Annotated in this window: 14 protein-coding genes; all 14 read left to right on the top strand. The window is 50.0% G+C overall.

The features are described 5' to 3' along the window. The first annotated feature begins 7 nt into the window (after positions 1–7). Positions 8–388: a response regulator gene (locus ABEB26_RS03845; protein ID WP_012191637.1), complete on the top strand. Its 381-nt coding sequence runs from the start codon at positions 8–10 to the stop codon at positions 386–388. Next, positions 385–1218, top strand: coding sequence for an alpha/beta fold hydrolase (locus tag ABEB26_RS03840; RefSeq protein ID WP_345720628.1), 834 nt, complete (start codon positions 385–387; stop codon positions 1216–1218). The genes ABEB26_RS03845 and ABEB26_RS03840 overlap by 4 nt, the downstream gene beginning before the upstream one ends. A 448-nt stretch (positions 1219–1666) precedes the next feature. After that, a complete protein-coding gene (locus ABEB26_RS03835) occupies positions 1667–2926 on the top strand; it encodes an ArsB/NhaD family transporter (RefSeq protein ID WP_345720627.1) in 1260 nt (419 codons plus the stop codon). Positions 2927–2973: 47 nt separating this feature from the next. After that, positions 2974–3435 (top strand): hypothetical protein, encoded by a 462-nt coding sequence (locus tag ABEB26_RS03830; protein ID WP_345720626.1) that lies wholly within the window; start codon positions 2974–2976, stop codon positions 3433–3435. An 11-nt stretch (positions 3436–3446) separates the two neighbouring features. Beyond that, complete coding sequence (locus ABEB26_RS03825; protein WP_345720625.1) at positions 3447–4280, top strand: alpha/beta hydrolase; 834 nt, start codon at positions 3447–3449, stop codon at positions 4278–4280. Further along, positions 4277–5542: a glycosyltransferase gene (locus ABEB26_RS03820; protein ID WP_345720624.1), complete on the top strand. Its 1266-nt coding sequence runs from the start codon at positions 4277–4279 to the stop codon at positions 5540–5542. Before ABEB26_RS03825 ends, ABEB26_RS03820 begins: the two co-directional genes overlap by 4 nt. A 24-nt stretch (positions 5543–5566) precedes the next feature. Beyond that, positions 5567–6286, top strand: a complete 720-nt coding sequence (locus ABEB26_RS03815; protein ID WP_345720623.1) for a pentapeptide repeat-containing protein — start codon at positions 5567–5569, stop codon at positions 6284–6286. Positions 6287–6606: 320 nt separating this feature from the next. Then, complete coding sequence (locus ABEB26_RS03810; protein WP_345720622.1) at positions 6607–7881, top strand: WXG100 family type VII secretion target; 1275 nt, start codon at positions 6607–6609, stop codon at positions 7879–7881. A gap of 42 nt (positions 7882–7923) precedes the next feature. Then, on the top strand, positions 7924–8529 hold the full coding sequence (locus ABEB26_RS03805; protein ID WP_345720621.1) for a hypothetical protein: 606 nt from the start codon (positions 7924–7926) through the stop codon (positions 8527–8529). Positions 8530–8540: 11 nt separating this feature from the next. Continuing rightward, positions 8541–9326 (top strand): hypothetical protein, encoded by a 786-nt coding sequence (locus tag ABEB26_RS03800; RefSeq protein ID WP_345720620.1) that lies wholly within the window; start codon positions 8541–8543, stop codon positions 9324–9326. A 164-nt stretch (positions 9327–9490) separates the two neighbouring features. Next, a complete protein-coding gene (locus ABEB26_RS03795; protein ID WP_345720619.1) occupies positions 9491–9880 on the top strand; it encodes a DUF2721 domain-containing protein in 390 nt (129 codons plus the stop codon). Positions 9881–9891: 11 nt separating this feature from the next. Next, positions 9892–11052, top strand: coding sequence for a sensor histidine kinase (locus ABEB26_RS03790; RefSeq protein WP_345720618.1), 1161 nt, complete (start codon positions 9892–9894; stop codon positions 11050–11052). Positions 11053–11662: 610 nt separating this feature from the next. Continuing rightward, entirely contained in the window at positions 11663–13234 is a 1572-nt protein-coding gene (locus ABEB26_RS03785) for a type III PLP-dependent enzyme domain-containing protein (RefSeq protein ID WP_345720617.1), read from the top strand. Positions 13235–13547: 313 nt separating this feature from the next. Then, complete coding sequence (locus tag ABEB26_RS03780; protein ID WP_345720616.1) at positions 13548–15800, top strand: (Fe-S)-binding protein; 2253 nt, start codon at positions 13548–13550, stop codon at positions 15798–15800. The last annotated feature ends 16 nt before the right edge of the window (positions 15801–15816 follow it).

Raw genomic sequence — 15816 nt, 5'->3', positions numbered from 1 at the left:
AGCTTCGATGGGCATGATCAAAATTCTCGTTGCAGACGATGAGCCAGATGTGCTGTTTATGACCAGCTTTAGCCTGCGGAGCCTTGGCGGGTTTGAGGTGATCGAAGCACATAATGGAGCAGAAGCGGTTGAACTAGCCCTTCAGGTTACTCCAGAGTTACTGGTTCTTGATATTAAAATGCCACGGATGACTGGCTACGAAGCATGTCGTGAGTTGCGCAAGTACCCACAATTTGCTTCGACACCAATTATTTTGCTATCGGCTAAAGGGCAAAAAACCGAAATAGAGGAAGGCTGGGAATCAGGCGCGACCGAGTATATGCTCAAGCCCTATGCTCCAGCAACCCTCATTGGTCGGGTGCGCGAATTGTTGAGTACGCGGGCATGAGTGCAATTTTTATCGAAAATCGGGTTGTGCATTACGAAGTGTTTGGCCGTGGTCAGCCAATTATCTTCTTGCATAGTTGGCTTGGCTCTTGGCGCTATTGGGTTCCGTCAATGGAGATGGTCTCTGATCGCTTTCGGGCCTATGCTCTCGATTTTTGGGGTTTTGGCGATTCGGATCGATCGATCGGTACTTACAATATCGATGCCTATGTTGAGCAACTGCTCGCCTTTATGCGCGAATTGGGGATGGTTCGCACCAACCTGGTTGGCCATGGCCTTGGCGGGATGGTCGCAATTCGGGCGGCGGCGCAAGCTCCCAATAGTTTTATCAAAGTGATCACTTCGAACATGCCCGTGCATGGCGAGCCGTTGAGCACCTTGGTTAAGCCCAGCACACTTTCGCGCTTGATGGGCAAATCTAACCCCAACGAAACCTGGAGCAAGCTGCTCAAAAATATCAAAATCGATGATGACACCTATCGCGAAGTCTTGGAAGATACCAACGCTACTTCCGGCGATGTGATTCAGCGCGTGTTTGATTCGGTGCTAGCAGCTGACTTGCGCTCAACCCTTGAAACACTTAAAACTCCAACCTTAGGCATTTATACTGGCAACGATCAAATTGTTGTCCGTGATCATGCCCAATTGTTTGAAACTGCAGCGATCGAACATCAGGTATTGACCTTAGAAAATGGTACTCACTTTCCGTTCTTGGATACTAATTCGCAGTTCAATCGCTTGATTCTCGATTTCTTCACCAGTCGCGGCGCAAACACTGTCCAAATCAAAGAAGAGTGGCGGCGACGTATCAGCCAATTCGAGTATTTGTAGGCGCTTAAAAACGATGATTGGTAGCAACCGTCACCACGGCTGTGGTTGGCGGTTTTTTATATGCTAGGGAAAGACCATAGACCATAGAACATAGCGCATAGGCGTAATGGATTATGAGGTTAACAACCAGTGCTCGTACCCTCACCCCCAGCCCCTCGCCCACGGCGGCGGACGAGGGGAGCACTGTTGGAACGGTTCCCCCTCGCCGCGCGTGCGGGAGAGGGGGTGAGGGCATGCCATGCGTTGCCAACCCAATGAACCATTACACATAGGGGCTAGTTTTAACGCAGCGGCGCAGAGTATCGAAGGATGAGGAATGAAACGATTATTTGTGGAATTCGTGCAATTCGTGGCTAAAACGGTCTTGCAGTCCTGTATGCTTAAAAGCTCTCCGCCGCTGCGTTAAAGAATGTGATTGATTCGTAAACCCTCATTTAATAGGAAGATCATGCAACTGCTACTTGGTGGAACAATTTTTGGAGCCACGCTCTTGGGCGTAATGGTTCGTCCGCGCAATATTTCGGAAGCTTGGGTTGCTTTACTTGGCGCAGTTGCCATGCTATTGGTCGGGATTTTGCCACTGAAGGCAATTTTGCCGACGCTTGCCCGCGAATGGAATGTGTATGGTTTTTTTGTAGGTTTGATGCTAATTGCCTTTTTTGCCGAGCAAGCTGGGGTGTTTCAAGCCTTGGCGTTACAGGCAGCGCGTTGGGCCAATGGTTCAGCTCAGCGTTTATATTTGGCAGTATTTTTGGTGGGCACGTTGATTACGGCGGTGCTCTCCAACGACGCTACAGCCTTGATTTTAACTCCAGTGGTTTGGACGTTGGCCAGCCGTTTGCGCTTGTCAGCCTTGCCATTTATGTTTGCCTGCACCTTTATTGCCGATACTGCTTCGGCGTTGCTGCCCGTTTCCAACCCAATTAATATTTTGGTACTAACCCGTTTTAATCGGGAGTTGCTGGAATATTGGGCCTATTTGTTGGTGCCATCACTGCTGTGTATTGGCTGGAATATCGGGCTATTTGCTTGGTTGTTTCGGCGCGATTTGCAGGGCAGCTATGATTTGGCGTTACTTGATGATTTAACCATCGCCAACCCGCGCCTCTATTGGGCAACCCTCATTGGCTTGGGCAGTATTGCCGTGGCCTATGTAGCTGGCTCGTTGTGGCAAGTGCCATTGGCCTTTGTGGCTTTGGCCGGAGCAGCCCTCTTAGCAGCGATTAGTTGGTGGAATGGCACGTTTAAGCCCAAACAAGCCTTGCATGAGTTATCGCCAGCCTTGTTTGGCTTTATCAGCGGCATGTTTTTAGTGGTACGGGCAATCGAGCAATTAGGCTGGACTGAACGCTTTGGCGCGAGTTTGTTGCAGGGTAGCGGCGCGAGTTTGGGCAACATTGCGCGGGTAATTTTTGGTAGTGCGCTTGGCTCGAATATGATCAACAATGTGCCAATGACTTTGGTGATGACCTCGACCCTTGAACATTTGCCCAGCACGCCTGAGCCTGCTTTGATCTATGCCACAATTTTTGGGGCTGACCTTGGGCCAAATTTAACGATTGTTGGCTCGTTGGCCACCATGCTGTGGTTGGTAATTTTACGGCGCAAAGGGATGGAAATTAGCGCCAAACAATATTTTAAGTTGGGCTTGCTGTTTGTGCTACCATCCTTATTAATTGGTACGTTTTGGATGTGGCTAATGGCATGAATTATTACTTCTTTGACCAATTAACGCGTTGGCTGGAACGGCGGGACATGAATTATACCCGCCCGATTCAACTTAACCCGCAAGCTGCCGATGTGCATCTACGTTGGGTTGCGCCGCTACCCTTAATTGGCAAAGTGACCAATGATCTGGCTTTTTGGGATTTTGATCGGCTAGCGATTGATCAAGAATATCAAGCCTATACCTTAGAGCAAGCCAATTTGGCCCAATTAAAGCTAGTCGAGGCTGGTTTTGTGCGGAAACGCTGGCTGCGCTTGCATCTACCCAATGCAATTACGGTAGCGGTGAGCGCCCGTGAATTTAGCGCCGAATGTATTAAACTGGTTGAACAACCTTTTTTTGCTTGGATTGGTGGCTACTCTTGTTCGATGATCTTGCTCAACCCACGCGGCTATAGCATTATTCATCAGCGAACTTGGCCGCGCTCAAGCCTCCCACCCAAAATGGCGATTAACTTCATCCAGACCATGCTAAAAACTCTAGATTCGTAGTTGAGGTAGCTATGCAGACTATTGAATTATCTGATGCAACTGGATTTTTAGAACGCTATGCCAATATGGATATTCCTGGCCTTTTGCCCCGCAATGTTGATGTATGGCTGCCAGCCAATTACCATAGCAGTAGCGAAGCTTTTCCAGTGATCTACATACATGATGGTCAAAACGTGTTTGACCCAGCTTTGGCCTATATCGGGGTTGATTTGGGGGTTGATGAGGCGCTAGAAAACTTGATTGCAACCCAAACGATCAATGGCGCGATTGTGGTTGGCATTTGGAATAGCGAGCAGCGGATTCGCGATTATTTGCCTGCCAAGCCATTCTACACTGCCAACGCCGCCGCCCAAGCGCAATTTGTCGCAGCTGTTGGTGGCGTACCACTTTCCGATCAATATTTGGCTTGGATTGTAAAAACGCTGAAACCACAGATCGATGCAACCTATCGTACCCACCCTGAGCCTGAGCATACCAGCATTATGGGCGCAAGTATGGGCGGCATCATTTCGCTCTATGCCTTGGTCGAATACCCGAAAGTTTTTGGCAATGCTGGGTGTCTTTCGACCCACTGGCCAATTGGGGCAAGCCCGTTGGTACGCTGGTTTGGCCAACGGCTACCGAAACCTAATAAGCATCGGTTGTATTTTGATTTTGGCACCGAAGGGCTTGATGCTGAGTATGAGCCATATCAAAGAGAAATGGATGGATGGATGCAAGCGGCAGGGTATCGCCAAAGCCGCAATTGGCTGACCAAAAAATTTGTTGGGGCAGACCATTCCGAGCATGCTTGGCGTGAACGAATTGAGCTACCCTTAGCCTTTTTACTGGGAGCAAGTGTGTGAGAATTTTAATTATTGCGTTTGGGACACGTGGTGATGTTCAGCCGATGGTGGCCTTGGGCTTGGCCTTACAACAGCGCGGGCATTCAATAACCCTGTTGGTCAGCAGCAATTTTAAAAGCTGGGTTGAGGAGTTTGGCCTACAAGTTGCCACTGCGCGGGTCGATATTCAGCAGATGATGTTGAGCGATCATGGCAACGATTGGGTCAAACATGGGGCTAATCCAATTAAGCAGCGCAATGCGATGCGCCGGTTGTTGAAGCAACATGCCTTGACTATGGTTGAAGATGCTTGGCAAGCCGCCCAAAACTGCGATGTGTTGATTAGCAGTTTTACCTCGGACGTGTTTGCGGTGACTTTGGCTGAAGTGCTGAAGGTGCTGCATATTAGCACGCCATTGCAACCAGCTATGTTGGCCACGCGTTGCGGTCCTGCCAGTGCGGCGGCAATTCTACCAAACCACGACAACATCATTAATTATTGGTTTGGGCGATGGGTGATCGAGCCGTTTATGTGGCAGGTTGGCGGTGATTTTATTAATCAATTTCGTCAGCAACAGCTCAAATTACCAGCCCAAAGCGTGCGCGAATATACCGAGCGTTTGCGCCAAACCACCATGATTCAAGGCTATAGCTCGGCAATTATTCCGCATCCTAGCGATTGGCCTGCCAATATTCAGACGGTGGGTTATTGGATGTTGCCGCCAGATGAGGCTTGGCAAATGCCGCCTGAACTTGAGCAATTTTTGGCCGATGGACCAACTCCAATCTACATTGGTTTTGGCAGCATGACTGGAGCCAACCCCGATGCCTTTACCGAACTGTTGCTCAAAGCGGTGGCGCATAGTGGGCAACGGGCAATTATCCAGACTGGCTGGGCTGGCTTGGGCCAAATCGAATTGCCTAAAACTGTTTTTCGAATTGGTGCAGCACCGCATGAACGGCTTTTTCGCCATGTCAAAGCGGCGGTGCACCATGGAGGGGCTGGCACAACTGCTGCAAGCTTGGCGGCTGGTTTGCCCACCGTGATCGTGCCGCATTTGGGCGATCAATTGCGTTGGGGGCAGCGAGTATATGACTTGGGCTTAGGGCCAAAGGCGATTCCGCGCAATAAACTCACTGTCGATCGTTTGGCTTGGGCGATTTCGCAAGCCTCTAACACGCCGAGCATGCAGCACAATGCTCAAGCGATGGCCAAAACCCTGCAAGCCGAGCAGGGCATCAGCTGCGCCGTCGAAATTATTGAACAACGTATGCAAGCTTAGGTTTGGAATGCTGAGGCGTTAGCAATGCGCTATTTTTCGCAACAAAAGCTTGATCAACTGCTGGCTGCACATACCGCATGGCTGCAAGAACCGGTTGGCGAAGCTATGAGCTTGCGCAATTGTGATCTACGGGGCATGGATTTGCGTGGGCGTTCGTTGATGCGCATGCAGCTTGAAAACGTGGTGTTGGCAGGCTGCGATTTGCGCGATTGTAATTTTTTTGGGGCAACGTTGCGCAAGGTCGATTTACAAGCTGCCGATTTGCGCAAGGCCTGCTTTGCTTCGAGCTTTTGTGAGCAAATTGATGCCCGTGACAGCAATTGGCAACAGGCTGATCTGATCAGTGCAATCATTAAACTAAGCGATTTTAGCCAAGCCAATCTGGCCTATGCCGATCTGAACAAAACCAGTGTTGAGACCAGCATTTTGGATCAGGCGAGGATTAGTTATACCCATGCAGTGCGTTTCAGTCTGAGCCGTAGCTCAGCTCGCAATGCCCAATTTGATCATGCCATGCTTGATTTTGCGGCGATTTACGCCTGTGATTTACGGGGTGTAAACTTAAACGCGGCCAGTTTGCGCAAGCTGAAAAGCTTCGAGAATTTGGCGGTTGCTGGGTTGCAAGCCAAAGATATAGTGGTTGAGAACGGGCGGTTTGCTGGTTGGTTTGATGCCAGCCCTGAGGCCGATGGCAGCCAACGCCACGATGCCGATTGGATGCGAGCCACGTTACTTGAATCATGAATCAGTTCAATTGATCAAACAACTGGCGCAAATTTAGTTAACCCCTTGATCGGTTGATCAAGGGGTTTTGCTTGGTCTTGTTCTTGCAACGCTCTTAGTGGGGCAAAACAAACCTAGGCCTAAAAAAGACTAACCTGATCAAGATACTTAACAATAACTAACTAGCTAGCTGCTAGATTGCAGCTTTTTCTTAATAAAGATCTTGACGTAAGACTGTTTTTATACGATGATACTGCTACATTTCGGTTTTTTACCCCACATTCGGTCAACGAGAGCAAGGGCATTCCCGAGGTTGAAGCGCACTTTTAAGGAGTATTGGCATGGGAGCTGAAATCGTTCAAGCTCAGTATGACCAACTCACTCAAGTTGCAAGTCGGTTTGGCAAGCAATCGGAGGTAGTTGATCAAATCAACAGCCAGATTCGCCAGAGCTATGAAAGTTTAGCCAATGGCGGATGGATGGGTGATGCGGCAAAGGCATTTTTCAATGAAATGCAGGTGGAAATTTTCCCCACAATGCAACGTCTAACAGGTGTATTGCGGGAAGCGCAAACGGTGACCCAACAAATTAGCACGATCTTTCAGCAAGCTGAACAAGAGGCGGCTAAGGGGATCACATTTGCCGATGGCGAAGCTAGCTCAGGCGCTGGCAGCGGTGTTTCATTCAGTGCTGCGGCTGGCAATGCAGCAGGTTCGGCAGCGGCTAGTCAGTTGCCACCACCACGGATGTACATTGTCAATGGGATTAACGCCAGCGAACCAGATGGCACACCAGGCGAAGGTCCACAGCAACTGGCTGGCTTGTTGGCGGCCCATGGCTATGATCCAAGCCAAATCAAGGCCATGCCGGCAATTTACAACACCAACTACACCACCAACTTGCAAGGCACCGACTTGCAAGGCACCAATCATGGTGGTTGGTTGTCGCCCGTCGATTGGCTGACCGGAGCCGGAGCCTCAGTGGTTAATGGAATTACAGGCGCTGGTGCCAGTGTTGTCAACGGGGCTTCAATGTTGTTTAATACTGGAGTCGGGGTCAGCGAAGTTGTGCAAGAGTATACAATGCAAGATCAGGGCAAGTATACCCAAGAAAGCTACAACTTTATTCAACAAGACCTTGCGCGTAATCCATTATTGCCTGGCCAAACCGTCATGCTGATTGGGCATAGCGGCGGTGGGGCGGTTGTCAGTAACCTCGCGCCAATGCTTGAAAATAACATGGGCGTTGATGTTTCTGGGGTGGTTACGCTCGGGTCGCCCGTGGCCAATGCTGATCGGGCGATGCAATATGCCAAGTTCCTCAGCGTGAGCGACAAAGGCGATTACATTGGCCAACCATGGATTCGCTCCGATGAAGGGCGTAATTTCCTAACCCCAGGCTTGATGACTGGCATTTTAGCGCCTAAATCCTTGCCATTGGTTGTGCCTGGCGTGCTTGGGGCCGATAATGCTGCCCGCGATGCTGGCATCAATTACTTTACGACTAACGCCAATGCTGGCAACCCTATTAGCAATCACAACTCCTATTGGACGAGCAACGATGTGGTTAGCATCATTAAAAACAGCTACCCCCAAGTTGCTCCATACCTGAAGTAATCCATGCAGGTTGTGTGTAGAGTATGGTGGGGGATGCTTGCAATGGGATTGTTGGCATCACTCTTTGGATGTGGATCGAGTGCTGTTCCCGAGGCCGTGCGTAACGGCCTCGAAGAACAGTCGATTCAAACAATTGGCACACTTGATATCAGCCCGTGGTTGGGTGACAAACCACGCTATCGCCGTTTAAGCTTGATTCGAGCTCAAACCATGGCTGGCGAACCAACAACGATTGCCTACCTTGAGCCAAATGCTGATGCAGCGGCTTTTGCGCTCCCTTTGACTCAAACCTTTCCCGAAGCCCCGCTGCAAACAGCTTTATTCGAGATCGATGGCTATCGGCTGATTGTTGGCTTGGTTGATGATAGAGTTATGGGTGAACTCACCACGATCGAATTTGAACGTGAAGAACCAGATCAAACTCGTTGGTTAGAAGCATTAAAAGTTAGTAAGCTTAATAAACGGACATTTGTGATTCCCATCGCCCCGAATGAACAAGCGCAATGGCCAACGGTCCAACGGATTGCGGTGAACACTCGTGAATCGCGCCAACGTGGGGTCGATGATCGCAATGCTTCGGGCCACGAATGGGAACATCGATACTCCAACCCGATTGCAATTGACAGTACCTTTGCGGTTGTACCGTAGGAGATTAGGGCATGACAACCCCCCAACCCTTGGTCGCAGTAACACTTTCACGCAGTGAACTGCTGTTAATTAGTGCACTCTTGAAAGCTCCCGCTTTGATGGGTGTTCAAGCGACCACCGCCGATGAGAATCAACGCGCTTTGGAGTTGTTGCAGGCTGAACATTCGCTCCGTGCTCGCAACGCTGCGGCGGTAGATGAAAATGGTCAATTATTAATTGTTCGAGATTTGCTTGGAGTTGTGGCAAGTTGCGCGTATCCACAACGCTCACTGGTGGTTTATCATACTCGTGCCGATGGGGTGGTGCTGCAAGGGTTTGGCCATGTGCGCGATGATTCCTTGGTCGTACATACGGTGATCAACCCTGAAGTTCACAACCTTGCGCAGATGCCCAATCTTGATCGATTGATTGAAACGGTGTTTCAACTGAGCGATTACGCTTCGAACACGCCAGCGGTTAATTTGCATGTTGATATTAGCCGCGAAAAATTAGTTATGGCGCGGCAATTGGCTGAGCAAGGCCAAACCGCGCAATCAGCTGATACCTTGGTGCGCAGCGGGGTTTCGCCGACTGAAGCTGAATTGTTGGTGCGCATGTTCCGCTTGCCTTCAACCACCACCGTATTTGTAACCATCCAATATAGTGGTAGCCATGCCATGGCTCGTGAATATACCCTATTTAAGAATGAAATTGGCTCGTTTTTGATGACCCAAGCCGACCTTGAAATTGAGCGCTATCAACTCAAGGGCATCGATTATATGGGGCTTGGTGGCATAATCTATGAGTCACTTTCATAAGTTGGTTCGCCTGTACCAAACCGCTCATTCGCTCGAATGGGCGGTTTTGGCGTTAATTGTGATGATCTAGCGCCGCACGGTGTCATTTTGCATCCAATTACTTGCGCTAAAAGTGCTAAACTATCTGGTTATGGAGTTCAATTTAGCATCAAAGCAGGCTCATCATGGAACTGACTTTCACCACGCCAGCGCTGTTGTTTCCAGCAATTTCGTTGCTGTTTTTGGCCTATACCAATCGCTTTCTTTCAATCGCCGCCCTGATGCGCGAACTTAAAAGTCGCTATAAACTTGATCGTGATCCACGGATTCGCGGCCAGTTGGAAAATTTACGCTACCGCATTGGGATTATTCGTAGCATGCAGATTTGCGGCGTTGCAGCATTTTTCTTTTGTGTGCTGTGTATGTTTGTGCTCTTCGCGGGCCAAGAGCTGTTGGGTAAAGGCACATTTGCGATAAGTTTGGTATTACTTTTGACTTCGTTGGGCTTATCGCTGCGTGAAATTCAGGTTTCGATCGATGCCCTCAGCCTTGAAATTGCCGATCTCGATGAATAATTGGATTTATTATGCCCAAACAAACGATTGAACAATCAATCCAGCAGCTACGCCATATCATGATTATCGGGATGGCCTTCGTTGGTTATAGTCTGAGTTTTATTTGGTTTTATGATCAGGCTGGGGCGGTTATTGGCTCATTATTACTGCTCCCAGTTGGTTTAGCTGCCTGGCTTTTGGGTTGGCGTGGTGGCTTGATCGCTGCATTGATTGGGATTTGTCTCAACATCGGCTTATTTTTGTTGAATGGGGCATCCTTTGCTGAGATTCTGGCGCTTGGGCCTGGCTTGATGATGGCATTTGTGGTCGGCGGAGCCATTGGTTGGTTGCGCTCGTTGATTAATAAAATTCAGACCCAAACCAGCGAGCTTCAGCGTGAGCGCGAATTGTTGGCCAACGAAATTAGCCAGCGCAAACAGATTGAGCAATCGTTGCTAGCAGCCAAAGAAGAGGCTGAGTTGGCCAATCGCTCTAAAAGCCAATTTCTGGCCATGATGAGCCACGAATTGCGCACACCGTTGAATGCAATTATCGGCTATAGCGAACTGCTGCAAGAAGATGCCGAGGCTGATCAATTAACCAACTATGTGCAAGATCTCAGTACGATTCGCAACGCTGGCGTACATCTGTTGGGCTTGATCAACGATGTGCTTGATCTCTCCAAAATTGAGGCTGGGCGCATGGAATTGTTCGGCCAAGATTTTCATGTGATTGAGTTAATCAACGATCTGGAACTGTATATTCAGCCGCAAATTGCCAAAAATAACAATCGCCTTGTGTTGGATGTAGCTGAGGATTTGGGTGTAATGCACAGCGATTTGCAAAAGTTACGCCAAATCTTACTTAATTTATTAACTAATGCTACCAAATTCACCCAACAAGGTAGCATTACCCTGCGGGCCAAACGTGATGGCGATTGGCTGCATTTTGAAGTAGCTGATACTGGGATTGGCATGAGCAGCGAACAAGTTGCCAACCTGTTTCAGCCCTTTGTCCAAGCCGAACAATCGACAGCGGCACGCTTTGGCGGCACTGGTTTGGGCTTGGCAATTAGTCGTTCGTTGGCAAAACTTTTAGGCGGCGATATTATGGTTGAGAGCGTAATTGGGCAGGGTTCGAATTTTCAATTAATTGTGCCAGCATTTCAATTAGCGCCTGTTACAGCCATGTAACTCGATTTAGCCCTTTGTGATCAGCTGAATTGTTGTGAGTATCCCCCATGATTTTGCCACCGAATTCATACTATTTTCTTATTTGACAAGCACCAAAATTAGGCTAAAATATGCAGCGGTGAAGTAATTTGCCAATCGGTTCCGTGCCTTCTCGGCACTCATCGGCAGCAGGGGGCTGCATCGATTGTAACGATGAGTGTAGTTGTTTTCTGGGGCGCATCACAACGTTTTGAGCGCTGGTTTTTGACTTCCGAGCGGGCTTTCAACGAGGCTATATGAACGGTAGACAGAATTTTTGCACGCTGCGACAAATTGCGCGGCGCTGTGCTGAACCTCCCTCAATCTAGGTTGGTGAGCTTTGCAATCATGCTAGCAGACTAGCAATGGTTCGCTGTCTATCTCCTCACCTGCCACGATTGGGCAGGTTTTTTATGCCCAGTGCTTAGGCCAAATGTCGCCCGACACTTGGTTTTTTTATGCCCAAAAAATGGGCAAAGCACCTTGGGAGTCTCCGTTAATAAACACACGCACGAACACCGTTAATTTTGATTGCACTTTGTTCTCTCAGCCCCATGTTGTGGCTGAGCACTATCGTCGTGGACATCACGGCTTGGAGGGACATGTCCAGTTGATCGAGCAAACCTATGCTGGCTACCTGAATGATTCGTTTGGCTTTTCGGGTGCTGGGGCTTTGACCGATTTTCTAACGCGCCGCAATGAGCGCTTGCTCTTAGGCGATACGGTCGATCTGGGTGCATTGGTTGAGCAATTTGGTGCACCCCTTGAGGTTTCGTTCTGCCCGCAAATTACCACGCAGGTGCAGAATATGCTTGATTATGCGATGGCTGCACAGGCGGCATCAAGCTATACTGGCTCGTTCTTGTATGCTTATGCTACCAAGGCCAATTTTTCGGAAGAAGTGGTGCGCACAGCCTTGAATGCTGGTGCTCACTACGAAACCTCGGCGGCAGCCGATGTGGTGATCGCTCACCATCTCTGGCGGCAAGGGGTGCTTGCCGAAGATCGCTATATCTTCTGTAATGGCTCGAAAGAACCCATGTATCTCGATGGGATCTTGGCTTTGCGCCAGGCTGGCTACGAGCGAGTTGTGGCTGTGCTCGATGATCTCGATGAACTTGAGTATATTTTGGCCCATTGCCGTGTACCGATGTTGTTCGGTGTTCGTGAACGCCACGCCCCTGATGTCGTGGATCGTAACCATGCTGGAGCCGAGCGCTTTGGCTTAACTCCAGCTGAAATGCAGGTTGTCGCCCAGCGCTTGGCTGGCACGCAGCATCAATTGGTGGTGTATCACGCCATGGTTGGCTCGCAAATTGAGGATGCTGCTGCATGGGAAGCCCGTTTGGCCCGTTCAGCCAATGCTTATGCCGCGTTGGCCAGCGTCACGCCAAGCCTAACGATGTTCAATTTTGGCGGTGGTATGCCCACCTCAGGCTACGATTTGGCCTTCCAATTTGATTATGTGGGCTTTTTGACCAACTTGATGGCCAATACCCAAGCAATTTGTGCTGAGCATGGCGTGGCAGCACCCATGATCATCGCCGAATGTGGCCGCTACACTGTTGCCAACCATAATCTGTATTTGATTGAAGTTGGCCGTGTTAAGGAAGCTGGAGCAATCGAGCCGTGGTATTTGTTGAATGGCTCGTTGATGGTTTCAGCTCCCGATACCTTGATTGTTGATCAAGAATTTGTGGTTGTGCCCTTGGATGGTTGGGATACAGCGGTGCAGGCAGTGCGCTTGGGTGGCCGCCGCACCTGCGATTCCGACGATCTGTATCCACGTTCGCATCGCCCAGCCTTGATGTTGCCAGAATTTCAGGCTGGCATGGTCTTGGCGGTTTGTGGCGTTGGCGCATATCAAGCCATGATCGGTGGCAAAGGTGGTGCTCATCACTGCTTGAACCCCGAAATGCGCCGCATTATCATCGAGCAAGATGGCGATCAATTGGTGATGCGCGAAATTGCGCCCCAAAACCTGATGGCGCAAATGAGTGCCTTGGGTTATAGCATTGCCACGATCGAACAACCAGTGCGCAAGCCAATGCCGGTGCGTACTGCCGTGGTCAATGAGCAATTGCCAGTGCGACCATTGCGGACTGCTCGTCGCCGCCAAGCTCCTTCAGCCTTGCGTACCAGCCGTTTCGCGGCGAGTGCCTAACTAACGAGGGATCAGGATTCAGGGGTCAGGGATCAGAGAACATAGCGATGAATAGCTAGGGACTGGGATCGGGATGTAAGATGATAGAGCTTGGTTCCTGACTCCTGATCCCTAGCCCCTGAATCCTAACGGCATCGATAACCCTCAAACTCAGCCAGCGTTATGGCTGTTCCTGACCCCTGATCCCTAGCCCCTGATCCCTCACCCCTCTAAAAACGTTTGACGCATGATGTCATGCGTGCTAAACTCGGCGTATCCTCTTTTGTAATACAATAGACCCACACCGTGTTCACCAGTTCGATGAGGAACGCCTATGCACGAGATATTATTTAACAGCCAAGTTATCGCCGTTCGCGAGATTTACTGGAACTTACCGCATGCGGTTGAGTATGTGTTGTACTTGTTTGCCATCGCCTCAATTGGCACGATGTTCTACAAGATGTACCAAGACATTCTGTTGTGGCGACGTGGCCATGCAACAGTACGCTCGACCAATTTTGCCAGTCGCTTGTGGTTAACGACGACCGAGGTTTTTGGGCAGAAGCGCGTTTTGCGTGACCGTACCCCGGGCATCATGCACACCTTTATTTTCTACGGCTTTTTGGCGCTGTTTATCGGCACCGATATCATTGCCGCCGAAGCCGACTTCACTATTCCGATTGCTGGTGAAGAGCAAGGCAAGATTTTAACTGGTGGCTTTTATCAGTATTACGAACTGATTCTCGATGTAATGGGGATGGTCTTTCTCGCTGGTTTGCTCTGGGCGTTGTGGCGACGCTACAAAACCAAACCAACCCGCTTGGATAATCGTCGAACCGATGCTTGGGTGCTTTGGTCGATGATTTTCATTGTGGTTGGCGGTTACTTTATTGAAATTTTACGCTTGGCCAACCAAACTATGACCGTTGGCGAAGGCGCAAATGCCGTCACTGCGATCGTCTACGAGCAAGGTTGGGCCAAATGGGCAGTCTTTGGCTATCCTGGAGCCAGCGTTGCCCGAGCGATTGGGCTAGGTGTCGAACGCGCCGCTGATGGCACAATCGTGCATAGCCAATTAGCCTTGTGGATTCACCGCGTACTTTGGTTGAGCCATATGGCGGTGGTTTTTGCTTTTGTTGGCTCGATTCCCTTCACCAAATTCCGCCACATTTTCTATACCCCGCTCAACACCTTGTTCCGCGATCGCGACCCCAAAGGTGCGCTCGATCGGATTCCGAATATGGAAGAGGAACTGGAAAAAGATGAGCCAAAATTGGGTATTACCACGCTAAGCGACTTCTCATGGAAGCGCCGTATGGATTTTGATGCCTGTATGCGCTGTGGGCGTTGTCAGGATAATTGTCCGGCGTTTGCCTCTGGCTCGGAGCTTTCGCCCAAATGGCTGATCACTAAGATGAGCGATTTGATGCATGGCGGCCCGGTCATGAAGCGTGATGGCACGGTGGTGATGGTTCAACCAGCCGGCGCAACTGCACCAACCATCAGCAACGGCGTGAAAATCGAATTGCTGGAAGGCACGCCCGAAACCTTGCCATTGTATGAACATGGCATTGTTACCGAAAACGAACTTTGGGCTTGTACCACCTGTCGCGCGTGTATGACCGAGTGTCCAGCAACGATTGAACATGTCGATGATATTATCGATTTCCGCCGCAACTTGACCATGGTGATGGGCGAAATTCCATCAGGGGTTAAAACAGTATTGCAAGGGATCGAGCGCAACGGCAACCCTTGGAAGTTGCCACAACGCAATCGTACCGCTTGGGCTGATGGCTTAGAAGTGCCAACTTTGGCCGAAAAAGAAGAAGCCGAAGTGTTGTATTGGGTTGGTTGTGCCCCGTCGTATGATGATCGTTCGAAGAAAACCGCGCGGGCGATGGTGCAACTGATGCAAAAAGCTGGGGTTGATTTCGCCATCCTTGGCGATGAAGAAACCTGTACTGGCGACCCAGCTCGGCGCATGGGCGAGGAATTGTTGTACGAACAACAAGCCAACACCAACATCGAAACCATGGGCCAATACAAATTCAAGAAGATCGTAACCACCTGTGCCCACTGCTATAACACCGTCAAAAACGAGTATCCGCAATTTGGCGGTAAGGCTGGCGTGGATTACGAAGTAGTGCACCATACTGAATTCTTGAACGATTTGGTCGAAGCTGGCAAGCTCAACCCAACCGTGCCAGTCAACGAAAAGGTTGTGTACCACGACCCCTGTTACATTGGCCGCTACAACGATATTTACGAAGAGCCACGCAACGTGCTGAATAGCATTCCTGGCTTGGAGTTGGTCGAAGCTGGCCCGCGCAATCGTGAAAAAGCCATGTGCTGCGGTGGTGGTGGTGGTAACGCTTGGCTCGAAGGCTGGGGCGATAAACATGTCAATGTGATTCGGCTTGAGCAACTGCAAACCGAAAAGCCCGATACCGTGGCAATGGGCTGCCCCTTCTGTATGGTGATGTTCGAGGATGCAGCCAAGAACACCAACCAATCCGAAACCTTGGGCCGCAAAGATGTCGCCGAAATTCTGCTGCAATCGGTTGGCGAGCAACCACCCGCCGCCTAAACTACTCGCGACTTAA

It is taken from the genome of Herpetosiphon gulosus (genome assembly GCF_039545135.1).
Taxonomy (GTDB): domain Bacteria; phylum Chloroflexota; class Chloroflexia; order Chloroflexales; family Herpetosiphonaceae; genus Herpetosiphon; species Herpetosiphon gulosus.
The sequence above is the reverse complement of the archived record's forward strand: the minus strand, read 5'-3'. Positions and strand labels throughout refer to the sequence as shown.